The organism is Arthrobacter sp. ZGTC131 (assembly GCF_002929275.1).
Classification (GTDB): Bacteria; Actinomycetota; Actinomycetes; order Actinomycetales; family Micrococcaceae; genus Arthrobacter.
This window is the reverse complement of the sequence record NZ_PJIK01000001.1, coordinates 360,750-382,689: the sequence shown is the minus strand read 5'-3', so window position 1 is coordinate 382,689 and position 21,940 is coordinate 360,750. Positions and strand designations below refer to the sequence as shown.

Sequence of the window (21,940 nt, the reverse complement as noted above, 5' to 3'; positions counted from 1 at the left end):
CGTCCCATCGTCTCACCAGCCGTGCGGCTTAGGCCAACACGGCCCGGCACATCGAAAGCGGCCCGTCCGGCCGCATGCGGCGGGCATCTACTAGGCTGGGCAGGTGAGGATTGATTTGCACGCCCACTCGAACATCTCGGACGGCACGGAAGCGCCGGCCGTGGTGATGGCAGCCGCGGCTGCCGCGGGGCTGGACGTCATAGCCCTGACAGACCACGACTCCACCGACGGGTGGGCTGAAGCCTCGCGAGCGGCAGTCGAAAACGGCGTGGCGCTGGTGCCCGGCATGGAGATTTCCTGCCGGACGGACCAAGGCATCAGCGTCCACCTGCTGAGCTACCTGCACGACCCCACCCACGAGGGGCTCCTCGAAGAGATCACCAAGGCCAAGGACGCACGCCTCACCCGGGCCGAACGCATGGTCACGCTGTTGGCCGAGGACTACCCCCTGAGCTGGGACGACGTGATCCACCACGTGGCGCCCGGGGCCACCCTGGGAAGGCCGCACATTGCCGATGCGCTCGTGGCGGCCGGTGTGGTGTCGGACAGGTCGGAAGCCTTCACCTCGATCCTGACCTCCCATTCGCGGTACTTCGTGCAGCACTATGCGCCGGAGCCAGCCCTCGCCGTCGAGCTCGTCCGCGCGGCAGGCGGCGTCCCGGTCTTCGCGCATCCGGTGGCGTCCGCGCGGGGCCGCGTCGTGGGGGAGCGCACCTACCGGGACATGATCGACGCCGGCCTGGCCGGCCTGGAGGTCGATCACCGTGACAACACCGACGAGGGCCGGGAGTTCCTGCGGCGCCTCGCGGCGACGCACGGACTCCTCATGACGGGGTCGTCCGACTACCACGGCACGGGCAAACCGAACAGGCTGGGTGAATACCTGACCGCGCCCGAAGTCTTCGCGCGGATCGAGGAGCTCGGCACGGGCACGCCGGTCATCCGCTGACCCGCAGTCTCCGGCCCAGCTCACCCCGTCCCGGCCCAACGAACTCGCAGTTTTCCTGCGAAACGATATCTAGTGCGAGTCAGTTGCGCGGGTAGGAGGCGAACTCGGCGTGCGGGCCCAGCCGTTTGGCCATGACGTCGATGGCCGGCTGGTTCTGGTCCACGCAGACAAACCTGCGGCCCAGTTTGGCGGCAACCGCGCCGAGTGTCCCGGAACCGGCAAAGAAGTCCAGGCACCAGTCGCCGGGCCGGCTTGAGGCCGCAACCACGCGGCGCACCAGGCCTTCCGGCTTCTGCGTGGGATAGCCCGTCTTCTCCTTGCCGGTGGGGGAGACGATGGTGTGCCACCACACGTCGGTGGGCAGCTTGCCGAGCTCACGCTTGGCGGGCGTCACGAGCCCCGGCGCCATGTACGGTTCCCGGTCCACTTCGGCGCTGTCAAAGTGGTACTTGGCCGGATTCTTCACGTAGACAAGGATGTTGTCGTGCTTGGTGGGCCAGCGGTATTTGGCGCGTGCGCCGTAGTCGTACGCCCAGATGATCTCGTTCAGGAAGCTTTCCCGGCCGAAGATGGCGTCCAGCATGACCTTGGCGTAGTGCACCTCGCGGTAGTCCAGGTGCAGGTAGAGCGTGCCATCGTCGGCCAGCAGGCGCCATGCCTCGACCAGCCGCGGCTCCAGGAAGGACCAGTAGTCGCTAAAGGCGTCGTCGTAGCGGTGCAGGGCGCCCTTGATGGTGTCGTAGGATCGGCCCTTGAACCCGACGCGGTCGCCGTCGCCGCCGGCGTTGAGCACCATCTTGGTTTCCTGGCGCTGCTGGGCCCGGCCGGTGTTGAACGGCGGGTCCACGTAAATGAGTGTGAAGGCGCCGTCCGGCAGCGTGGGGAGGAATTGCGCGTTATCCGCGTGTACCACCAGGTTGCTGCCGTCCGGCGCCCAGACAGTTTCAGTCATTGAGGCTTTTAGGCCTCGGTGCCGCTTGGCTGTGAGCCGGTTCCGGCCGACTCGCTGCCTGCCACCACTTCACCGTTGCGGCGGCGGGTGCGCGTGCGGTTGCGGCGCGCGCGCGACGGCTGCTCGGCAGCCGTTACGGCGGAGCCGGCGGAACCTGCTGCGGGGCCTGCTGCGGCCTCAGTGGCGGGCTCGGGGGAACGACGACGGCGGTCTCCCGAATGTCCGGCCGATTCGCCGCCGCTGCGGCGGCTGCCTTCCCTGCTGCCGGAGCGGCCGGCGTCGCGCCCGCCGGAACGGCTCTCGCGGGCACCGTCCCGTCCACCGCTGTCCCGTCCACCGCTGTCCCGTCCGCCGCTGCGGGCGTTCTTCTTGCCGGTTTCGCCCAGGTCCTCCAAGACCTCGGCGTCAACGCCAGCCAGCGTGCGCTTGTTGCGCGGGAGCCGGCCCTTGGTGCCTTCCGGGATGTCCAGGTCCTCGAACAGGTGGGCGGAGGAGGAGTACGTTTCGACGGGCTCGGGGACGCTCAGTCCCAGTGCCTTGTTGATGAGGCCCCAGCGCGGCATGTCGTCCCAGTCGACGAACGTGACGGCGGTGCCCTTGTTGCCGGCGCGGCCGGTGCGGCCCACGCGGTGCAGGTAAATCTTCTCGTCCTCGACGCACTGGAAGTTGATGACGTGCGTGACGTCGTCAACGTCGATGCCGCGGGCGGCGACGTCGGTGGCGACAAGGACGTCCACTTTGTTGTTGCGGAAGGCGCGGAGGGCCTGCTCGCGGGCACCCTGGCCGAGGTCGCCGTGGATGGCAGCAGCGGCGAACCCGCGGTCCACGAGTTCCTCGGCAACCTTCGCGGCAGTGCGCTTGGTCTTGGTGAAGATGATGGTGCGGCCTCGGCCGCGGGCCTGCAGGATGCGGGCAACAACCTCGGTCTTATCCATGCTGTGCGCACGGTAGATGAGCTGGCGGATGTCGCGCTTGGTCAGGCCCTCGTCATCCGGATCAGCGGCGCGGATGTGGGTGGGCTGCGTCATGTACCGGCGTGCCATGGCGATGACCGGGCCGGGCATCGTTGCCGAGAACAGCAGCGTCTGACGGACGGCGGGAGTGCCGGCGATCAGGGTCTCGACGTCCGGAAGGAAGCCAAGGTCCAGCATTTCGTCGGCTTCGTCCAGCACCACGATCTTGACGTTCTTCAGCACCAGGTGCTTCTGCTTGTAGAGGTCGATCAGGCGGCCGGGGGTACCGACCACAACCTCGACGCCCTTCTGGAGGGCCTCGATCTGCGGCTCATAGGCGCGGCCGCCGTAAATCGTGGCGATCCGGGCATTGCGCTTGCGGGATGCGTTCTGGAGGTCGTTGGCGACCTGCACGGCGAGCTCGCGCGTGGGAACGATCACCATGGCCTGCGGGGCACCCGGGGCGGGCAGCTTGTCGAAGCCGGCGTCGTCCGGGCCCACCACACGCTGCAGCGCGGGAATGCCGAAGCCGAGGGTCTTGCCCGTTCCGGTCTTGGCCTGGCCGATGATGTCGTGGCCGGACAATGCCACGGGCAGGGTCATCGCCTGGATGGGGAAGGGGTGGGTGATGCCGGCGTCGGCAAGGGACTCGACGATATCGGCCCGAACGTTGTAGTCCGCAAAGGACTTTTCCGCTATTTCGTGGGGTTTCTCATCCGAGATGATGGTTTCTTCCGGCTCAATGGTCTCGGTTCCGGAGTCGTCAGAGAGAAGCTGGTGGGTATGCAATTCACTCACAGGGGAGTTTCCTTATTCATTTGGGCATTGGCACCGCCTGCTCAACGGGGCGGCCAAAGGGGCCGTTCCGGAGCACGCTCAGCGCGCAAGCAAATCCAGTGGAAGCCGATCGCGGGCTATCTAAATGCTGGCACTGGGGACCAACGGGTGTGTCTCAAGATCGCGTAGGGGCGGGCTTGTTGAATTCAAAATCAAGGAAATCAACGACCGGGCATCCATTACTACCCCTTCAGTCTAGCTGGCAAAACAGGATTCACTGACTGGCGCGGCCGCGCAAGGGCAGGAATCAGCCGTGGGATCAGTCCACGAGCTCCAAGTGGATCTCGCGCGTGGCGATGTCCGAGGAGACCAGGCGGACCCTCACCTTGGTGCCCGGTTCCATTTCGCCGGCGCACCTGGCCGTGACGGCCGGCTCCGCAATCTGGACGACGCCGGACGGGCCATTGCCGTTGAATCCCTTGCCGTTGGCCGGTTTGCCGTTGGCGCCCCTGCCGTTTCCGTTTCCGTTCCCGTTGCCGTTCCCGTTTTTGGCGGGCTTCGACCCGGAGATCACCACGGCGTCGAACTCCTGGCCGACGTGGTTGATCAGCAGGGCCGCTTCCACGGTGTCCAGGGCCAGCCGCTCCATCCTCGACGCCAGCTGGTCGGACGCCGCCATGATGTCCGGCAAGGAGGGCAGCGCCTCACGGGCCCAAGCCGGCACGGCCTTGTTGTTGCTCAATGCCTCGCAGATGACCAGGACGAAGCGGTCCACTAGCCGGCGCAGCGGAGCCGTGGTGTGTGCGTAGGCCGTTCCGATGGCGGCCTGGGTGGCCTCCTCCGGTACCGTTCCGTCAAAGTGCGTGTACCCGGCTCCGCGGAAGAGCATGCTTGCCGAATGCAGGATGGCCAGCTGCCGGTGGTCGGTGGGATCCAGGGTCCGAAGGTAGTCCCCGTAGCTGGCCTGTCCGTCCCACGGCTTCCCCAGGGCGGCGGTCTGCCGCCTGAAGTGGCCGAGGGAGCGTTCGTCCGGAGCCGGCATGGTGCGCAGGATGCCCACTTTGCCCTCAAGCATCAGGGCGGCCGCAGCCATCCCCGTCATCAGGGAAATCTGGGCGTTCCAGTCTTCCACCGGAAGCTGCGGCGCTGCCACAATCCGGTAGCCGCCGTCGGGAAGCTGCACGATTTCCTGTTCCGGCATGTTCAGGCTTGCCCCGCCGCGGGCCCGTTCAAGCTCCACGCGCTTCAGCCCCACTTCACGCAGCAGCACGAGTACAGGGGCGGCCGTGCCGGCGTCGAGTTCTGCCTGGACGCTCTTGTAGTTGAGCTTGGCCCGGCTGCGGACCATTGCCCGGCGCACCAGCACCGACCTCACCTCGGCTGCGGCATCGAGCATGAACTCCCACACGAACGCCGAACACAGCTGCCCTGCGAGCAGGCTGCCGGCGTTCTCGCTGATGACTTCCGGATGCAGCGGAATGCGGCCGTCCGGGGCGTAGAAGGTCTGTCCCCGGCGCCGGGTCTCGGCGTCGAGGGCACCGCCCGGAGCCACGAAGGACGGCACATCCGCGATGGCATACAGGATCCGGTAGCCGTCCCCGGACCGTTCGATGAAGAGTGCCTGGTCCAGGTCGGTGGACGACGGCGGATCGATGGTGAGGAACTCGACGCCGGTCAGGTCCAGCGCCGGTAAGTCCCGCTCCGCCACGGCCGCTTCCGCTTCCTTGAGCACGTCCGCCGGGAATTCTCCGGGCAGTTCCAGCTCCGTCCGGAGCGCGCTCAGGGCGTCCGCGAGCGCGCTGGTCTGTTCGTGGACGCTGGGGGACAAGCGATGATGTGACACGAAAATCAGGTTAGCCCGAATTGCGCCGTTAGTCTTGGATTATGGGCACATCCTCGGCTGACACCGCTCGGTACGACCGTTTCGTCGCAGATCTGTTCGGCGTCATGGCCTACGGCGAGCTTTCCGCCTTCGAGCGGCTCTCTTCCGATGCCCGCTACTCGCCCACGCTGCACGATCGTGCCGTGCTCGGCAGGATCGCCGTCATCGAGTTCCAGCACTACGAGATCGTGAGTGCCAAGCTCGCCGCCATGGGCGTCGACGTCGAAGACGCGATGCTCCCGTTCCAGGCCGCCGTGGACCACTTCCATGAGCGGACCCGCCCGGCGGACTGGTATGAATCCCTGATGAAGGCCTACGTGGTGGACACGGTCTCCGCCGATTTCTACCACATGGTGGCCCGGTATGTGGACGCCGGAACCCGGGATGTCATCGAGCAGATCCAGTCGTCGGAGGAGGCGACGGCAGTACTCCGGGAACGCCTGAAAGGCGCGCTCGCGGATGATCCCCGGCTCGCCTCGCGGCTGGCCCTGTGGGGCCGCCGGCTCCTGGGCGAGGCAGTCACGCAGGCTCAGCGGGTGGGATACGAACACGCCTTCCTGAGCGGACTCCTCACCGAATCGGAGACCGGCGCAAACGATGCCGCGGCTCGGGAACTGGTACGCAGCCTCACCGCGGAACTTGCGGAAAACCACTCACGGCGGATGGTGCAGCTCGGACTCAGCGGGTAGCGGCCCTCCCGTCCTGCCGCGGCTGCCGGCCTGCTGCTGCGCGTATCCGGCTACGATGCAGCGGACGCCGGTTCCGCTGCATCCAGGGCGGCCAGCAGCTCGGCCGCCGCGGCCGCCGGATCGGGGGCCTCGGTGATGGCACGCACCACGACGATCCGGCTGGCACCCGCCGCCAGGACCTGCTCCACGTTGCTGAGATCGATGCCGCCGATGGCAAACCAGGGCAGGAGCAGGCCGCCGACCACTTCCTCATCCACCTTCCGGACGGCCTCCGCCGCATACCGGACAAGGTCCAGCCCGACGGCGGGACGTCCCGGCTTGGTGGGGGTGGCCCACACCGGGCCCACACAGAAATAGTCCAGCCCCGTGCGGCCGTGGGTGGCGGTGATGGCCGCGTCCACCTCCTCGGTGGTGTGCGTGGAAAGCCCGATCACCGTGGCGGCGTGCAGCAGTTTCCGCGCCGACCGGAGCGGCAGGTCCTTCTGGCCGATGTGGAACACGGGAGCACCGGAAAGTGACGCGATGTCCGCGCGGTCGTTGACGGCCCAAAGCCGGCCATGCCTGTGGGCCGCCTGGCGCAGGACGTCCAGGAGTTCGAGTTCCTCGGCGGCCTCGATGCTCTTGTCCCTCAGCTGGATGATGTCCACCCCGCCGGAATAGGCGGCGTCGACGAAGTCAGCAAAGTCGCCGCGGTCCTTGCGGGCATCGGTGCAGAGGTAGAGGCGGGCGGTGGTGTGGACGTCATGCGCGGTCATGGCAACCAGCCTAGTTCCTCTAAACTGGGCAGGTACCGCGGGAGCCCGCTGCAGCTGTCACAAAACGGCGCAGGGCTGAGAGGGCGTAAGAGCCGACCGCTTGACCTGATCCGGTTAGTACCGGCGTAGGGAAGGATCTCCATGAACCCTGGACCCGGCGGGAACACTTCCGCCACAGCAACACTGCATGCCGATGTGGCTGTCATCGGCGGAGGGGTGGTGGGCCACGGGATCGCCTGGGAGGCCAGGCGATCGGGACGCTCCGTGGTCCTCATCGATGAAGCTCCGGGGACGGGCGCCAGCTGGGCCGCCGCGGGGATGCTGGCACCGGTCAGCGAGCTGCACTACCAGGAAGAAGAACTCCTGGAGCTGATGCTCGAATCCTCGGCACTGTGGCCGGCGTTCGCCGCCGCGCTCGCCGACGGCGGACGGGACACCGGCTATCTTCCGACGCCGACCCTCGCCGTCGGCACGGACCCCGCCGACCGCCGCGCCCTGATGGATCTCCGCGAAGTCCAGCGGGCGAGCGGGCTGGCCGTCGAACCACTGACCATCCGCGAAGCACGGTCCCGCGAGCCGCTGCTCAGCCCGGGCATCTCCTGCGCCCTGGACATCCCGGCCGACCACCAGGTGGATCCACGGCGGCTCGTGGAACGCCTCGCCGCTGTCCTCGCCGAGCACACCCCCGGGTCCCGGACCGCCGTGGCCGGAGCATGGCACGGGTACGCGGTCAGGGAACATGCTGCCGAACTGCTGTGGGACGGCGCGGGTGTCTGCGGGGTCCGGCTCACTGGCGGCGGGACTGTCCTGGCCGCCGAGACGGTGGTGGCCAACGGCCTCGGTGCGGGATCGCTCGAGGGGCTGCCCGAGGGGCTCAAACTTCCGCTGCGGCCGGTCTACGGGGACATCCTCAGGCTCCGCGTTCCGGAGCGGCTCCGCCCGCTGCTGACCGCCACGGTCCGGGGCATGGTCCGCGGCGTGCCCGTGTACCTGGTTCCGCGCCGGGACGGCACGGTGGTGATCGGTGCCACCCAGCGGGAAGACGACCTGTCCGGTCCCAGCGCAGGCGGGGTTTATCAGCTACTCAGGGACGCCCAGGCCCTGGTTCCTGCGGTGGCGGAGCTCGAGCTCCTTGAGTCGACGGCCAGGGCAAGGCCGGGAACGCCGGACAACGCACCCCTGCTGGGCCGTGTCCCGTCCAGCCGTGGCTCCGGAACAGCGGTGGCACCAACAGCGGTGGCCGGGCTCATCATCGCCACCGGCCTTTTCCGCCACGGAGTGCTCCTGACCCCGGCAGCGGCAGCAATTTGCCGCGAGCTGATGGATGGCGTGCAGGACGGTCGCTGGGACGCCTTCCGGCCAGGAAGGTTTTCGCCGCAGCTGGCACAGCCACATTCGCCCGGCACAGTCACAGACACGGGTACAGGCACACATTCGGGCACAGTCACATTTGACCAGAGCAAGGAACCAGCATGAACATCACACTCAACGGCATTGAACAGGCAGTGGGCACAGGCGCCTCTGTCACAACCCTCGTCAGCCTGGTCACCGGGCGCAAACTTGCCGCCAACGGACAGGCCGCTGACGGGCAACGGCTCGGGGTAGCAGTGGCGCGCAACTCGGAAGTGGTGCCGCGGAGCCAATGGCACAGCACCGCCCTTGCAGAGGGCGACGACATCGAACTCGTCACGGCAGTCCAGGGAGGATGAGGACCATGACCGCAACAACAGCAACAACAATGGCCGGCGCGCAGGGGGCCGGCATGGCCGACCCCCTGGTCATTGACGGCGTGGAACTGACTTCGCGCCTCATTATGGGCACCGGCGGGGCTCCCAGCCTGGACGGGCTCGGTGCTGCGCTGCTTGCTTCCGGCACAGAGCTGACCACCGTGGCCATGCGGCGCTACTCGCCCGCGGAAACGGGGTCCCTGTTCCAGTTGCTCCTGGACAACAACATCCGGGTGCTGCCGAATACAGCCGGCTGCTTCACGGCGCGGGACGCCGTCATGACGGCGGAGCTGGCACGCGAGGCCCTGGAAACCGACTGGGTGAAACTCGAAGTGATCGCCGACGAGCACACACTCCTGCCGGACGCCGTGGAGCTCGTGGACGCCACCGAGCAGCTGGTCAACCGCGGATTCAAGGTCTTCGCCTACACCAACGATGATCCCGTCCTGGCTCTCCGGCTCGAAAACCTGGGGGCGACGGCCGTCATGCCGCTCGGCTCGCCGATCGGGACGGGCCTGGGAATCCTCAATCCGCACAACATCGAACTCATCGTGTCGCGGGCGTCCGTTCCGGTGGTGCTGGATGCGGGGATCGGCACGGCGTCGGACGCGGCGCTGGCCATGGAGCTGGGCTGCGACGCCGTGCTGCTGGCCACTGCCGTGACCCGGGCCCAGAACCCGCCGGTCATGGGGGAGGCCTTCAAACACGCCGTTATCGCCGGTAGGCTGGCGAAAGCGGCCGGGCGGATCCCGCGCCGCGAGCATGCCTTGGCGTCATCGGCCATGGAGGGCCGGGCCGAATTCCTCTAAGCCCGGACCGCCCGCGGAGGCTATGGCGGTGCGGCAGGCTCCCAGGATGCTCTGTTAGGAGTCAGCCGTGGCCGCCAGGGACCATATCCTCACTCGCCTCCAGATCGACGACGCGCTCGCCGGCCTGCCCGACTGGCGCTACCGGCTCGGCGGCCTGGTCACCGTCTACAAGGCGCCGACGGCGGCTGCCGCGCTTGAGCTGATTGCCGCCGTCGGGCGCATGGCGGAAGAGAACAACCACCATCCCGACCTGGACTGGCGGTACAACCGCGTGTTCATCCGGTTCAGTTCCCACGACGTCGGCAGCGAAGTCACGCCGAGGGACGTCGAGGCGGCAGCCGCAGTCAGTGAGGCAGCCGCCGGCGGGGGCGCCCAGGCCGAGCCGGGCCTCTACCGGACCGTGGAGATCGGGATCGACACCGTTGACGCGGCGGAGATCTCGGAAGTCTGGCGGGTCGCCTTGGGCTACCGGAAGGGGCGGGACGGCGACCTGGCGGACCCATACGGCCGCGGGCCGGGCCTGTGGTTCCAGGAGACCGACACTCCCAGCGACAACCGCCTCCACGTGGATATCCACCGGTCCAAAGCCGAGACGGCCCAGGCACTGGAAAAGACGGCGGCCACCGGCGCCTCAATGAACAGTGACCACGCACCCGGCTGGGTGGTGGTCACTGACGCCCAGGGAAACCGGCTTTGCCTGTGCACTGAGGAAGGCACCGGACCGGAACTTTAGGGGTTCGGCTAGATCTTGAGGGCGGCCGTCAGCCGCTGCGTGTCCTGCCTCGCGCGGACTCTGCCCAGGTAGACGGCCACTCCCGCAGCCGCCGCGCTGCCGGCCGCCATGGGAACGATCCACGGAATCCATGTGAGTCCCGGCTGGTAGCCGAGCCCCGCCGTCATGCAGATGATCCAGGCGATCATGCCCACCCCGGCGGCGACACCCGCCGGGACGAGGATGCCGTACTTGGCGTGGCGTTTGTCATTGGCCCAGACGATGAAGCCCGCGGCTACGGTCACCAGGAGCACGATAACGAGCGACAGCACGGTGCTACCTACAGTGCGCCGAAACCGACCCGGCGGACTTCCTCGGCGCCGATTTCGACGTAGCCCAGGACGTTCGCGGGGATGATGATCTGGCGGCCCTTTTCGTCGCTCAGCCTCAGCTCCGTGCCTTTGGCCAGGGATTCCGCTACGACCTTGGCCACGGAGTCTGCATCCTGGGCCGACTCCAGTACAATCTCGCGGCCGATATTCTGAATGCCGATCTTTACTTCCACAGCAAGGCCTCCCAGCCAATCAATGTTGAAACTTCAAAGGTGTTCTTCCTTTGTAGTCTAGGACTCTTTGGGGAAGCGAGAGATTCCGCGCCAAGCTAAACGGTAGATGAGGTCACTGGCGACATCCAGGTCAAGATTGCCGTCCGTTTCGAGCCAGTAGCGAGCGCTGACCTGCGCCATGCCGGCCAGGCCCCTGCCGAGCAGTTGCGCCTCCAGAGGGGGCAACTTAGTGTCTTCGGCGATGACCCGCGCGATGGCGTCGGCGAAGGTCTTGTTGAAGGTCTCCAGGCGCGCGCTGACGTCCGGATCGTTGACGAGGTCGGACTCGAACACGAGGCGGTGCGCCTGGTCGTCACTGTCAATGAACCGGTAGTAGGCGCGCATAACGGCCTGGACGCGCTCCTTGTTGTCGGTGGTGGAATTCAGCGCGCCCATCATGAGATCCGTCAGGGCCCCGAGGTGGCTGTCCAGGAGCGCCAAGTAGAGCTCGCGCTTGGAGGGGAAGTGCTGGTACAGCACCGGTTTGCTTACATGGGCCGTTTCGGCGATCTCGTCCATGGCGGCACCGTGGTAGCCATTGGCGACGAACACTTCCTGGGCGGCAGCCAGCAGCTGGGCCCGGCGCTCATCCCGCGGCAGCCTGGCGGATCGCTGCCCGGCAGCGCGAGGGGTGCCGGCTGGGGATTGCGCGGCCTGAGTTCGATCAACGTGTGCATGATGAACCACGGTTGGCCTTCTTTCCATTGCTGTTAACTTCACTTTACCCGGGGGTAATATGACCGCGCGGTATCTTCAGGCATACATTGAAGTATGGCTTCTCCGTCCACCGCAAATGCAGCACCCACCTCACTGGACCCCCTGGTGGATCCGGCGCCCGGACTCTCGCCCGAGGAAGTGGAGCGCTACTCCCGGCACCTCATCATTCCTGAGATCGGCGCGCTCGGCCAAAGGCGGCTGAAGAACGCGCGCGTCCTGGTGATCGGCGCCGGCGGACTCGGGTCTCCCGCCCTGCTCTACCTGGCCGCGGCCGGTGTCGGCACCATCGGCATCATCGACGATGACTCCGTTGACCTGAGCAACCTGCAGCGCCAGATCATCCATGGCGTCCAGGACGTGGGACGCCCCAAGATCGAATCGGCGCGCGATGCGATTGCCGCGCTCAACCCCCTCGTCGACGTTCGGCTGCACAACGTCAGGCTGGACGCCTCCAACGCCCTGGAGCTCTTTGCCGGCTACGACCTCATCCTCGACGGGGCGGACAACTTCGCCACCCGCTACCTGGTCAACGACGCCGCAGCGATCCTCGGCAAGCCCTACGTCTGGGGATCGATCTTCCGCTTCGACGGCCAAGTCAGCGTGTTCTGGGAACAGCACGGCCCCACCTACCGCGACCTGTACCCGGAGGCGCCACCCGCAGGTTCCGTCCCGTCGTGCGGCGAGGGCGGCGTTTTCGGAATGCTCTGCGCCGCCGTCGGGTCCCTGATGGTGACGGAAGCCGTCAAGCTCATCACCGGCGTCGGGCGTTCCCTGCTGGGCCGTGTGGCGCTGTATGACGCCCTGGGCGGCAGCTGGCGCGAGATCAGGGTAGCGAAGGACCCGGCTGCCCCGCGGATCACGGAGCTGACGGATTATGAGGCGTTCTGCGGAATCGCGCCCGTCGAAGCCACGGATAAGGAACACACCGTCACCGCAACGCAGCTGGCAACCATGCTCGCCTCGCGCGATGCCGGGCTGAAGGACTTCGAGCTCGTGGACGTCCGGGAGACGGGGGAGTACGACATCGTCAGGATTGACGGTTCCGTGCTGATTCCGCAGGGCCGGATCCTCGCGGGCGAGGCCTGGGGGGAGCTGCCGCAGGACAGGGACATCGTGTTCCACTGCAAGGCCGGGACACGGTCCGCCGCCGTGCTGGCCGCCGCACAGAAGGCCGGCTACCGGCGCGTGAGCCATCTCGACGGCGGCATCCTCGCCTGGGTCAGGGACGTGGAACCGCAGAAACCTGTCTACTGACAGGGACGCCGGGGTCCTGGTCGGGAAGGTCACATGTCCCCGAACGCCCGATGATAGGCGCGTGAACCGTCCACCATGGGCAGGAAACCGCCGCTCATGTGCAGGTCCAGAGGGCTCATGACTATACCCGGGTTGCGGTCAGGGGCGGCAGGGCCAGGCTCATGGTCCCGTCCAGCTCCTGCTCTGAATACTCGAGCTCCATATCAAGGGAGTCGTGCGGCGCCAGGTAGCTGATCCAGAGGTGCTCCGTTGCACCGGCCGCTATGGCGCCGGGGCCCCTGTTGAAGTCCTGGGGCGTGACTGTGGTGCCGGACGGCACCAGCTTCAGGCGAAGCTGCCCCGGGGCGAACAGGACGGGCGCGGGCTGGCCGTTCTTCAGCGCCACTTCGAGGAGGACAACGTCGCCCCACGTGAGGTTGGCAGGCTGCGGCCAGCCGTCCTGCGGGAGGACACCGTCGTCATGGCCGTGGGAATCCGTGGTGGCGGAAACCCGCTGGATGGTGGCCACCCGGCCGGCAGCGGACACGGACCTTGTCCCGGCGCCGGTCGTCCCGAGGAGCTGGCTGGCTGCGGCCCCCACGGACCGGAACGCCGGCTGGCCCTGCGCATCCAGCCGGGCGAGGCGCCCTGCCCGGACCACCGTCAGGGAGCCGAAGCCGGTGGCAACCGGTTCGGTCCCGTTCGAGGCACTTCGCGAGACCACCCCGTATGTTCCTCCGGCCGCCAGCAGCAAAGCCCCGCCGCCGACGATGAGGCCGAATTGCCGGCGGTTGGGGACAGGGACGGTTACTGCAGGCGAATTCAGCTTCATGGTCGCACCCTTCAAAAAAGGATTCACGTAGAGGTTCAATGCTGTACGTGGAACCTATGGAAAGGTTGGGCGTGCGGCCCTCTTATCGGGGCGGAAGCCGATGGGTCAGTGCGGAAAGGTCAGGCGGAGTTCCGCTGCGCTCCGGCTTCCGGGAGCGTGGCCGCAGCCAGTTGGTTGTGATCGACGGGGCACTCGGCCTTTGCTGCGGCCGCCGGCTGTTCCACCGTGATGCCGTAGAGGGTTTCCAGAGCGGCGACGTAGTCGTCCTGCTGGCCGTTGGAGGCCAGTTCCCGGGCACGGACGGTGGGGACGTGGAGGAGCTGCTTGACCATGCGGCGCAGCGCAAATTCGACCTCTTCGGCTGCTGCAGTGCAGCCGTGGCGGGCGCGCACCTTTTCCATTTCCGCGTCCAGGACGTTCATGGTGTGGCGGCGCAGGGCCACTATGGCCGAATCAACGGACCGGACCTCGCGCTCCTGTTCAAAGGCGACGGCCGCGCCGGACACCAGGCTGCTGGCCTGTGCGAGGGACTCCGCCTGCTCCTGGGGTGCCGCGAGGCGCACGGACTCCAGCGTGAGGAGTTCCACGCCGTCGAGCTCTCCCACGGCGGGGTCGAAATCGTGTGTCAGCGCCAGGTCGATGGCGATCAGGGGCTGGGCGGAGTTTGCGCGGACCTGAGCGAGTTCTGCTGCTTCCACCCGGGTGTCCGAGCCGCTGCACCCGATCATGACGTCGGCGGCTGCCACAGCGGCGCCAAGCGTGTCGCCGTCGAGCGCCGTTCCGCCGCGGGTGGCCACGAACGTTGCCGCCCGTCCGGATGAGGAGAACACCGAGATGTCGCGGCAGCCGCGCTCGCGCAGCAGCGCCATCGTGGCGCCGGCATAGGCGCCGGTGCCGAACACCACAACCTTCTTCTGCGACCAGTCGGTTTCCTCGGAGAGGTCTGTGGCGAGATCGAGGGCCACCGAGACGATGGACAGCCCCCTGGATCCGAGCGCCGTCTGGGCACCGACGTCCTTGGCCGTCTTGGATGCGGCCTGGAACAGGCGCACCAGGCCGGAGCTGGCCGTGCCTTCATGCTGGGCAGTGATCAGCGCGCGCCGCACCTGTCCTGCGATTTCGCGTTCGCCGACGACCGCGGAGTCGAGGCCCGAGCTGACGGCAAAGAGGTGCTGGCTGACTTCGGGGCCCGTGTGCGTGCTGAACGACCGGGACACGAGCTGTTCACTGAGTCCGCTCGTCTCGCTGATCTGGCCGACCAGCGCCGCGCGCGCGGCCTCGACGTCGTCCGCGTGCGGCGCCTCGCCGTAGATTTCGTAGCGGTTGCAGGTGGCAAGGACAACCGCACCCGTCACTGCCGGCGATCCGGCGAGGGCGGATGTTGCGATGCCTGAAGAACCGTTGCTTAGCTGAGCGACGGTTTCGAGGTCGATGTCGGCGTGAGTCGCCACCAATGAAAATAGAACCACAGCAGGACAATCATAGCTTTTTCGCAAGCTCGTAGAACAACCCTGGGCCGGGACGGCGGTCCTCCGGCCCTGTGATTCCTGCCACGCAGGATCTGTCCGGTCCCGGGATGACAGGCTGTCGTTATCTTTTGGGGCCGATTTTCGGCACAATCAAAGGCATGACTTCTAGCGCTGCAACTTCAGCCGGCACCGTCCTTGATGCAGGCCATCCGCTCATGGACGGGCGCACCGCCGACTCGCCGCTCATCACGGCATACCGCGGCGGCAAGCCGAGCCGCCGTCCGGTCTGGTTCATGCGGCAGGCCGGCCGGTCCCTGCCTGAGTACCTGAAGGTGCGCGAAGGCGTGGCCATGCTGGACTCCTGCCTCCGCCCGGAACTGGCCGCCGAGATCACGCTGCAGCCTGTGCGCCGCCATGACGTCGATGCGGCGATTTTCTTTTCCGACATTGTCATTCCGCTCAAGCTGGCTGGCGTCGGCGTGGACATCGTGCCGGGTATCGGTCCGGTTCTGGACAAGCCCGTCCGGACGGCCGCCGATGTCGCAGCGCTGCCCAAGCTCACGTGGGAGGCGCTGGAGCCCATCCGCGAGGCCGTCCGCCTGACCGTGGCGCAGCTGGGCAAGACGCCGCTCATCGGTTTTGCCGGCGCCCCCTTCACGCTGGCCGCCTACATGGTGGAGGGCAAGCCGTCCCGCGACCACCTGGGCCCGCGCACCATGATGCACGCCGATCCGGAGACGTGGACGGCGCTGGCCAACTGGGCCGCTGATGCGTCGGGGATGTTCCTGCGGGCGCAGCTGGAAGCGGGTGCCTCGGCCGGGCAGCTCTTCGATTCCTGGGCCGGTTCGCTGGGACTGGCGGACTACACGCGATTTGTTGCGCCGGCTTCCGCCCGCGCACTGGACCACGTCCGCCACCTCGGCGCGCCGCTGGTCCATTTCGGCACCGGAACCTCCGAACTCCTCGTCGCCATGCGCAACGTCGGCGTGGACGTCGTCGGCGTCGATTACCGCCTCCCGCTCGACGAAGCGAACCGCCGCCTCGGCGGCACCGTGCCGCTGCAGGGCAACATCGATCCGGCGCTCCTCTCCGCCCCCTGGGACGTACTCGAGGCGCACGTCCGGGCGGTCATTGCGTCCGGCGCAGCGGCACCCGGGCACGTCCTGAACCTCGGCCACGGCGTGCCGCCGGAAACCGACCCGGATGTGCTGACGCGCGTCGTCGAACTTATCCATTCCATTTCTCCGGAGTAAGCCGGTGGCCGCAGGTAATCCTCCGGCTGCCGGACGCACGGCCCTGGTGGTTGGAGGAGGCATCTCCGGCCTCATTGCCGCGAGGGAACTCGCCCAGGCGGGCCTCCGAACCACGCTGCTTGAAGCCACTGAAGCGTGGGGCGGCTGCGTGGGCCGGCACGACGTCGCCGGACTGACGCTGGACAGCGGCGCCGAGTCCTTCGCCACGCGTTCCTCCGCGGTGGCTGACCTCGCTGCGGAACTGGATCTGGCCGGAAATATTGTGGCACCCCATCCCGGCGGGGCGTGGGTGCAGCTGCCCGACGGTCCGCGGGAGCTTCCGAAAACCGGCGTGCTCGGCATCCCGGCAAATCCGTGGGACCCGGAGGTGCGCCGGTCCCTGGGGCTACGAGGCTCCCTCCGCGCGTCGCTGGACAAGTTCCTGCCGTCCTCCGTGGGCACGAAGGCGGACGTCTCGAGCGTCTCCGCCCTGGTGCGGGCCCGGATGGGCCGCCGTGTCCTGGAACGGCTCGTCGAACCTGTAGTGGGCGGGGTCCACTCGGCTGACCCCGGCCTTCTCGACGTCGACATGGTTGCTCCCGGACTTCGCGCGGGGATCACCCGGCACGGATCACTGGCTGCCGCCGTCGCCGCCCAGCGCAAGGTGACCGGTGCGCAGGGTTCAGATGCGCAGGGTCCAGGCGTGCGGGGAGCCGCCGCCAAGGCGGGCTCCGCCGTCGCCGGCCTGAAGGGCGGCATGCACACCCTGGTTGCCGCACTGGTGGCAGATCTTCGCCGGCGCGGCGCGGAGCTGGTGCCCGGCACGCGTGCCGACGCCGCGGCGCGCACGCCTGGCGGTTGGCGCATTGCGGCGGGGAAGGAAACGTACGACGCCGATGTGCTGGTGATCGCTCTCGACGGGCCCTCCGCCGTCGGGCTCCTTCAGGATGCGGTGCCAGCCTTGGCCGGCCACCGGCCCGGCCCGGGGCCGGAAGTCAAGCTTGTGACTCTTGTTGTGGACCTCCCTGAACTGGACGTGCGCCCGCGGGGAACCGGGATCCTGGTGGCCCCGCAGACGGCCGGAATCCGGGCCAAGGCGCTTACCCACGCCACGGCCAAATGGGACTGGCTTGCTGCGGAAGCAGGGCCGGGCAGGCATGTGCTGAGGCTCTCATACGGGCGAAGGGACGGTGCGGCAGCGGGTGGCCGTGCGCCCGCGGTTGGATCTGATGCTGCCTTGCTTGACATCGCTTTGCAGGATGCGTCAGCGCTGCTGACTGTTCCTGTCAAAGCTGAGGCCGTTGCGGGCTGGGATGTGGTTTCCTGGGCCGGCGCCCTTCCGTTCGCGGCAGTCGGGCACCGGCAGCGGGTGGCGGACGTCCGGCGGATCTGCTCCGGCAGTGCAGACTTGCTGATGGTGGGCGGGTGGCTGGCCGGCAACGGCCTCGCGGCCGTGGTGGCTGACACCCGGGAACAGCTGCGCGCCTTCCTGCGGTAATGCCCGCTTCGGCGGGATGCTGGGCCTTCCGGCCCGATTTATTGCCGCCCGCGATACCTGCTGGTGCGCGTGTCCGCAAGTTTTCCCCAGCGCGATTTTGTGTCTAGGGTCGATAACTATGGTCAATCAGAAGTCCGATAACTTTCGTACGCTGACTGGTTTCCATGGGGGTCTTCGGCGCGGCACGGCAGCAGCTGCGCTCGGAGCGGTGCTGGTCATGTCCGCAGGAGTTCCTGCATCCAACGCTCTTACGCCTGACGTGCCGGCAGACCCGGACAGCGGCACCTCGGCCACGGCAGGAGTCAGTGCCGGCGTCTCCGGCGCGGCCGACCTCGGCGCCTGGGCGTCGGCCGCCCTGACAGCCGAACCGGAGCCGACCGGAGCGCCGGCCCCGGTGCCGTCGCCGTTGCGGACACCCGCGCCAACGGCCACCGCCACCGCTAGCGCCCGGGCCAAGCCCTCACCTGCTGTTCCGGTCCCTTCGCCTTCCGTTCCGACGCCCACGGTCCCGGCGCCCACCGTACCGGCGCCCGCTCTCCCGTCACCCTCAATCACGGTTCCCGCGCCGCCGACCGTTTCCCCGTCGCCCACTGTTTCCCCGTCGCCCACCGCCTCGCCGTCCGGGACCTCGGCGCCTGCCCCGGCTCCGGAGACCTCCGAGGCAGGCCCTTCACCGGCCCCCGAGCAGGGCGGCACCACAGGAGCCGCGCGCTCCGGCCAGTCCCGGCCCCTGCCCTCCGGCGCAACCCAGTGGGCCGCGCCAGCCCCGGCGGCCTCAGGGCCAGGTGCCGCTGCCGGTGGCGGAGCCAGCGGCGGGCCCGCCGCCGGCGCTGACCCTTCGGATGAGACCGGCCGGATTGCGGACCTGTCTACGCTGTCCGCGACCCCGGGCTTCGGCGGACGCTCCGTGGCCGGAATCGCGTCCGGTGTATGGGGTTCATCAGGATTGTCCGGTCCAATGAACATGGCAGGCGCCGGCTCCCCGTACGCCGCGCACGGGCCCGCTGAGAGCGCTGTGCTCGCGGCTACGCCCGGCGGCGCGGCCTCACCGCTGGTCTGGTGGGGTGCCGGGCTGGTGATCCTGGCTGGTGCCGCAGGCCTTGCCGTAATGAGAATCCGGCGGTCCCTGTGAAATACCCCACTTCTACGCGCTGTAGAAGTGGGGTTTTTCGACTTGGACGCATGAAAGGGGCAGGATGGTATTCATGAGCCACACTCCTGCCGAATCTGTCACCAAAGCCGAAGAATCAGCCGAGCAGTTCTTCACCCTCTGGACCGTTTTCAAGCGCTCCGCCGAGGTCCTCCGCAGCGCTGATGCTGCCGACGATTTCGACGCCCTGATTGCGCGCCTGGCCGAGGCCGGGGTGACCCACCGCGGAAGCTACGACGTCTCCGCCATGCGGGCCGACGCCGACGTCATGGTCTGGCTCCACGGCCCGAAGCCCGAGGCGCTGCAGCAAGCCATCCGCGACATCCGCCGCAGCAAGCTCTTCGCAGGAACCGAACTGGTGTGGTCGGCCATGGGCGTCCACCGTGAAGCGGAGTTCGCCAAGAACCACACCCCGGCCTTTTCGCGCGGCGTCGAGCCTGCGGAATGGCTTTGCGTTTACCCGTTCGTCCGGTCCTACGAGTGGTACATCCTGCCGGAGGACGAGCGCGGCAAAATGCTCCGCGACCACGGCATGCTGGGCAGGGACTTCCCCCAGGTCATTTCCAACACGGTTTCCTCGTTCGCACTCGGCGACTGGGAGTGGATCCTCGGCCTCGAGGCCCCTGAACTCGTTGACCTGGTGGACCTCATGCGCCACCTGCGTACCACCGAGGCCCGCAACCACGTCCGCGAGGAGATTCCGTTCTACACCGGCCGCCGGATCACCGCCGGGGAGATTGCCGAGGTCCTGGCGTGAGCCCGCTGGATCCCCAGGACGCCGCGACTGCGGCGAATCCGGTGACCGAGGTCGGCAGGATGGCGCCCAAGACATACGACGGCGTGCTGCTCGCCTCCTTCGGCGGACCCGAGGGCCAGGAGGACGTGATCCCGTTCCTCCGCAACGTCACCCGAGGCCGCGGCATCCCCGACGAGCGGCTTGAAGAGGTCTCACACCACTACCGCGCCAACGGCGGCATCAGCCCGATCAACCAGCAGAACCGGGAGCTCAAGGCAGCCCTCGAGGCCGAGCTCGCCGCCCGCGGCATCGGCATGCCGGTGCTGTGGGGCAACCGCAACTGGGATCCCTACATCCCGCAGACCCTCCAGGACGCTTACGACGCCGGTCACCGGAAGCTGCTCATGATCACCACGAGCGCCTACTCCTGCTACTCCAGCTGCCGTCAGTACCGGGAAGACATCGGCATGGCCCTGACCGAAACGGGCCTGGACGGCCGGCTCGAGGTGGACAAGGTCCGCCAGTACTTCGACCACCCCGGCTTCGTGGAGCCCTTCATCGAAGGCACCGCCGCGGGAATCGCCGAGGTCCGTGCGCAGCTGGCCGCCGCCGGAACCCCTGAAGCTCCCGTGCACGTCCTGTTCGCCACGCATTCCATTCCCACGCGCGACGCCGAGGCCGCCGGCCAGTCCGCCGAAGAACCCCGCCATTTTGCCGAGGACTCCGCCTACGTGGCCCAGCACCTGGCCACCGGCGCCGAGGTCATGCGGCGGGTGGAAGCCGAATCCGGGCTCGCGGCTCCGTGGTCCCTCGTCTACCAGTCACGCTCCGGCGCCCCGCACGTGCCCTGGCTTGAGCCGGACATCAATGACGCCATCGGTGAGCTGTCCAAGCAGGGCGTCAAGGGCATCGTGATTGTCCCTCTAGGGTTCGTCAGCGACCACATGGAGGTGGTCTGGGATCTTGACACCGAAGCCTTGGAGACCTGCCGTGAACTGGGCCTGGCCGCCACCCGCGTGCCGACGCCAGGAACCCACCGCCGCTTCGTTGCCGGGCTGGTGGACCTGATCTGCGAACGAACTGCCGCGAACAACATCGCGGACCGGCCCCACGTGACCGACCTCGGCCCCTGGTACGACGTCTGCCGTCCGGGCTGCTGCGCCAACTTCCGGGGCGAAAAGCCCACTATCGCGGGAGCCGACACCACGGTGGGTGCAGGTCACGACCCCTACCCCGCCGGGGGAGAGAACGCCCGATGACTGTCCGGATCGGAACCCGTGCGAGCAAGCTAGCCCTGACCCAGACACAGCAGACAGCCGACCGGCTGGCCGCCGTCGGGGGTTTCCCGGTGGAACTGGTGCACATCAGGACCGACGGCGACGTCCTCACCGGATCGCTGTCCCAGATGGGCGGCACCGGCGTCTTCGTTGCGGCGCTCCGTGACGCGCTGCTGCGGAACGACTGCGATGTTGCGGTGCACTCGCTCAAGGACCTGCCGACGGGCTCCGCCGTGGGGCTGACTCTCGCCGCAACTCCGCGCCGCGTGGATGTCCGCGACGTGCTGTGCGCCCGCGACGGATTCAAGCTGGCTGACCTGCCGAAGGGCGCCCGGGTGGGTACAGGCTCACCGCGCCGGGCGGCGCAGCTCCGTGCCGTCCGTCCCGACCTGGACATCGTGGACATCCGCGGCAACGTGGACACCAGGCTCGGCCGTGTCCCCGGGCTGCCGGGCAACGCGACCGAGGCCGTGGTGGACGGAAAATCATGCGACCTCGATGCCGTGGTGCTGGCCGCCGCGGGTCTCGAGCGCATCGGCCGGCTGGACACCGTCACCGAGTACCTCGAGACGGACATCATGCTTCCGGCCGCGGGCCAGGGCTCGCTGGCCATAGAATGCCGCACCGCGGACGCCCCGCGCCGGGCCGGCTCCACCGAGGGTTCGCAGGGCGTGCTCGCGCAGGCCCTGGCAGCATTGGACGATGCGGACACCCGGCTCGCGGTCACTGCGGAACGGGCGCTGCTGGCACGGCTCGAAGCCGGCTGCGCCGCTCCCGTGGGTGCGTACGCCTACCGGAAGGGCAGTATGCTCCACCTGGAAGCCGTCGTGTGCGCCGTGGACGGCACCGCGTCCGTGCGGGACAAGCGGGCCACCGACGGCCTGACCGAGGTGGGCGCGACGCTGCTGGGCATCGAACTGGCCGAGGTCCTCCTGGCCGCGGGGGCTGCTGATATCGCTGACCTGACCGCGTCCTGACCGACGGCGG

22 protein-coding genes and 1 riboswitch are annotated in these 21,940 nt (G+C 68.0%); of the genes, 13 read left to right on the top strand and 9 right to left on the bottom strand.

Annotated features, from left to right (window positions below; translation table 11 throughout):
- Nucleotides 1-103: 103 nt before the first annotated feature.
- A complete protein-coding gene (locus CXQ90_RS01705; RefSeq protein ID WP_104136489.1) occupies nucleotides 104-949 on the top strand; it encodes a PHP domain-containing protein in 846 nt (281 codons plus the stop codon).
- Nucleotides 950-1,028: 79 nt separating this feature from the next.
- Here the strand turns inward: CXQ90_RS01705 and CXQ90_RS01700 are convergent, their stop codons facing one another.
- The 3 genes from CXQ90_RS01700 to CXQ90_RS01690 all read right to left on the bottom strand — a co-directional run bounded on the left by CXQ90_RS01700 (nucleotide 1,029) and on the right by CXQ90_RS01690 (nucleotide 5,474).
- Nucleotides 1,029-1,901, bottom strand: coding sequence for a site-specific DNA-methyltransferase (locus tag CXQ90_RS01700; RefSeq protein WP_104136488.1), 873 nt, complete (start codon nucleotides 1,899-1,901; stop codon nucleotides 1,029-1,031).
- Between the two features lie 8 nt (nucleotides 1,902-1,909).
- Entirely contained in the window at nucleotides 1,910-3,652 is a 1,743-nt protein-coding gene (locus tag CXQ90_RS01695) for a DEAD/DEAH box helicase (protein WP_104136486.1), read from the bottom strand.
- Between the two features lie 298 nt (nucleotides 3,653-3,950).
- Nucleotides 3,951-5,474, bottom strand: a complete 1,524-nt coding sequence (locus CXQ90_RS01690) for an RNB domain-containing ribonuclease (protein ID WP_104136484.1) — start codon at nucleotides 5,472-5,474, stop codon at nucleotides 3,951-3,953.
- A 41-nt stretch (nucleotides 5,475-5,515) separates the two neighbouring features.
- Here CXQ90_RS01690 and CXQ90_RS01685 point away from each other — a divergent pair, with 41 nt between their 5' ends.
- On the top strand, nucleotides 5,516-6,202 hold the full coding sequence (locus CXQ90_RS01685) for a ferritin-like fold-containing protein (protein WP_104136482.1): 687 nt from the start codon (nucleotides 5,516-5,518) through the stop codon (nucleotides 6,200-6,202).
- Between the two features lie 50 nt (nucleotides 6,203-6,252).
- On the opposite strand, the gene thiE is transcribed toward CXQ90_RS01685, so the two are convergent.
- Nucleotides 6,253-6,957, bottom strand: coding sequence for a thiamine phosphate synthase (gene thiE, locus CXQ90_RS01680; protein WP_104136481.1), 705 nt, complete (start codon nucleotides 6,955-6,957; stop codon nucleotides 6,253-6,255).
- Nucleotides 6,958-6,984: 27 nt separating this feature from the next.
- Nucleotides 6,985-7,107: riboswitch (TPP riboswitch) on the top strand.
- Between thiE and thiO the strand changes: the two genes are divergently transcribed.
- From thiO to CXQ90_RS01660, 4 genes are all read left to right on the top strand, one after another.
- Entirely contained in the window at nucleotides 7,099-8,433 is a 1,335-nt protein-coding gene (thiO, locus tag CXQ90_RS01675) for a glycine oxidase ThiO (protein ID WP_104136869.1), read from the top strand. It overlaps the preceding riboswitch by 9 nt.
- A complete protein-coding gene (gene thiS / locus CXQ90_RS01670; protein WP_104136479.1) occupies nucleotides 8,430-8,666 on the top strand; it encodes a sulfur carrier protein ThiS in 237 nt (78 codons plus the stop codon). The genes thiO and thiS overlap by 4 nt, the downstream gene beginning before the upstream one ends.
- A gap of 29 nt (nucleotides 8,667-8,695) precedes the next feature.
- On the top strand, nucleotides 8,696-9,493 hold the full coding sequence (locus tag CXQ90_RS01665) for a thiazole synthase (protein WP_104136478.1): 798 nt from the start codon (nucleotides 8,696-8,698) through the stop codon (nucleotides 9,491-9,493).
- Between the two features lie 67 nt (nucleotides 9,494-9,560).
- The gene (locus CXQ90_RS01660; RefSeq protein ID WP_104136476.1) at nucleotides 9,561-10,226 is read left to right on the top strand and encodes a 4a-hydroxytetrahydrobiopterin dehydratase; all 666 of its coding nucleotides are present in this window, start codon (nucleotides 9,561-9,563) and stop codon (nucleotides 10,224-10,226) included.
- 8 nt (nucleotides 10,227-10,234) lie between these two features.
- Here the strand turns inward: CXQ90_RS01660 and CXQ90_RS01655 are convergent, their stop codons facing one another.
- From CXQ90_RS01655 to CXQ90_RS01645, 3 genes are read right to left on the bottom strand one after another with little or no spacing between them, the layout of a single operon-like run.
- A complete protein-coding gene (locus tag CXQ90_RS01655) occupies nucleotides 10,235-10,537 on the bottom strand; it encodes a hypothetical protein (RefSeq protein WP_104136475.1) in 303 nt (100 codons plus the stop codon).
- An 8-nt stretch (nucleotides 10,538-10,545) separates the two neighbouring features.
- Complete coding sequence (locus CXQ90_RS01650) at nucleotides 10,546-10,770, bottom strand: DUF3107 domain-containing protein (RefSeq protein WP_104136473.1); 225 nt, start codon at nucleotides 10,768-10,770, stop codon at nucleotides 10,546-10,548.
- A gap of 57 nt (nucleotides 10,771-10,827) precedes the next feature.
- Complete coding sequence (locus CXQ90_RS01645) at nucleotides 10,828-11,514, bottom strand: TetR/AcrR family transcriptional regulator (RefSeq protein WP_181038388.1); 687 nt, start codon at nucleotides 11,512-11,514, stop codon at nucleotides 10,828-10,830.
- 66 nt (nucleotides 11,515-11,580) lie between these two features.
- Between CXQ90_RS01645 and moeB the strand changes: the two genes are divergently transcribed.
- A complete protein-coding gene (gene moeB, locus CXQ90_RS01640) occupies nucleotides 11,581-12,780 on the top strand; it encodes a molybdopterin-synthase adenylyltransferase MoeB (RefSeq protein ID WP_104136469.1) in 1,200 nt (399 codons plus the stop codon).
- A gap of 121 nt (nucleotides 12,781-12,901) precedes the next feature.
- Here the strand turns inward: moeB and CXQ90_RS01635 are convergent, their stop codons facing one another.
- Nucleotides 12,902-13,591 carry a hypothetical protein gene (locus tag CXQ90_RS01635; protein ID WP_104136468.1) on the bottom strand — a complete coding sequence of 230 codons (690 nt, stop codon included), beginning with the start codon at nucleotides 13,589-13,591 and terminating at the stop codon, nucleotides 12,902-12,904.
- 119 nt (nucleotides 13,592-13,710) lie between these two features.
- Entirely contained in the window at nucleotides 13,711-15,060 is a 1,350-nt protein-coding gene (locus tag CXQ90_RS01630; RefSeq protein ID WP_104136466.1) for a glutamyl-tRNA reductase, read from the bottom strand.
- 158 nt (nucleotides 15,061-15,218) lie between these two features.
- Between CXQ90_RS01630 and hemE the strand changes: the two genes are divergently transcribed.
- From hemE to hemC, 6 genes are all read left to right on the top strand, one after another.
- On the top strand, nucleotides 15,219-16,313 hold the full coding sequence (gene hemE / locus CXQ90_RS01625; protein WP_104136868.1) for a uroporphyrinogen decarboxylase: 1,095 nt from the start codon (nucleotides 15,219-15,221) through the stop codon (nucleotides 16,311-16,313).
- Nucleotides 16,314-16,317: 4 nt separating this feature from the next.
- On the top strand, nucleotides 16,318-17,790 hold the full coding sequence (hemG, locus tag CXQ90_RS01620; RefSeq protein WP_104136465.1) for a protoporphyrinogen oxidase: 1,473 nt from the start codon (nucleotides 16,318-16,320) through the stop codon (nucleotides 17,788-17,790).
- Nucleotides 17,791-18,007: 217 nt separating this feature from the next.
- Nucleotides 18,008-18,922 (top strand): hypothetical protein, encoded by a 915-nt coding sequence (locus CXQ90_RS22000; protein ID WP_146068835.1) that lies wholly within the window; start codon nucleotides 18,008-18,010, stop codon nucleotides 18,920-18,922.
- 73 nt (nucleotides 18,923-18,995) lie between these two features.
- On the top strand, nucleotides 18,996-19,697 hold the full coding sequence (gene hemQ, locus CXQ90_RS01610; protein ID WP_104136866.1) for a hydrogen peroxide-dependent heme synthase: 702 nt from the start codon (nucleotides 18,996-18,998) through the stop codon (nucleotides 19,695-19,697).
- Nucleotides 19,694-20,935, top strand: a complete 1,242-nt coding sequence (locus tag CXQ90_RS01605; protein WP_104136461.1) for a ferrochelatase — start codon at nucleotides 19,694-19,696, stop codon at nucleotides 20,933-20,935. Before hemQ ends, CXQ90_RS01605 begins: the two co-directional genes overlap by 4 nt.
- Nucleotides 20,932-21,930: a hydroxymethylbilane synthase gene (gene hemC / locus CXQ90_RS01600; protein ID WP_104136459.1), complete on the top strand. Its 999-nt coding sequence runs from the start codon at nucleotides 20,932-20,934 to the stop codon at nucleotides 21,928-21,930. The genes CXQ90_RS01605 and hemC overlap by 4 nt, the downstream gene beginning before the upstream one ends.
- The last annotated feature ends 10 nt before the right edge of the window (nucleotides 21,931-21,940 follow it).

What these genes read in the sequence shown, in the direction of transcription:
- CXQ90_RS01700 (WP_104136488.1), bottom strand. Translation starts at nt 1,901, where the DNA reads ATGACTGAAACTGTCTGGGCGCCGGACGGCAGCAACCTGGTGGTACAC.
- CXQ90_RS01685 (WP_104136482.1), top strand. Translation starts at nt 5,516, where the DNA reads ATGGGCACATCCTCGGCTGACACCGCTCGGTACGACCGTTTCGTCGCA.
- thiE (WP_104136481.1), bottom strand. Translation starts at nt 6,957, where the DNA reads ATGACCGCGCATGACGTCCACACCACCGCCCGCCTCTACCTCTGCACC.
- thiO (WP_104136869.1), top strand. Translation starts at nt 7,099, where the DNA reads ATGAACCCTGGACCCGGCGGGAACACTTCCGCCACAGCAACACTGCAT.
- thiS (WP_104136479.1), top strand. Translation starts at nt 8,430, where the DNA reads ATGAACATCACACTCAACGGCATTGAACAGGCAGTGGGCACAGGCGCC.
- CXQ90_RS01665 (WP_104136478.1), top strand. Translation starts at nt 8,696, where the DNA reads ATGGCCGGCGCGCAGGGGGCCGGCATGGCCGACCCCCTGGTCATTGAC.
- CXQ90_RS01645 (WP_181038388.1), bottom strand. Translation starts at nt 11,514, where the DNA reads ATGGAAAGAAGGCCAACCGTGGTTCATCATGCACACGTTGATCGAACT.
- moeB (WP_104136469.1), top strand. Translation starts at nt 11,581, where the DNA reads ATGGCTTCTCCGTCCACCGCAAATGCAGCACCCACCTCACTGGACCCC.
- CXQ90_RS01635 (WP_104136468.1), bottom strand. Translation starts at nt 13,591, where the DNA reads ATGAAGCTGAATTCGCCTGCAGTAACCGTCCCTGTCCCCAACCGCCGG.
- hemE (WP_104136868.1), top strand. Translation starts at nt 15,219, where the DNA reads ATGACTTCTAGCGCTGCAACTTCAGCCGGCACCGTCCTTGATGCAGGC.
- CXQ90_RS22000 (WP_146068835.1), top strand. Translation starts at nt 18,008, where the DNA reads ATGTCCGCAGGAGTTCCTGCATCCAACGCTCTTACGCCTGACGTGCCG.
- hemQ (WP_104136866.1), top strand. Translation starts at nt 18,996, where the DNA reads ATGAGCCACACTCCTGCCGAATCTGTCACCAAAGCCGAAGAATCAGCC.
- hemC (WP_104136459.1), top strand. Translation starts at nt 20,932, where the DNA reads ATGACTGTCCGGATCGGAACCCGTGCGAGCAAGCTAGCCCTGACCCAG.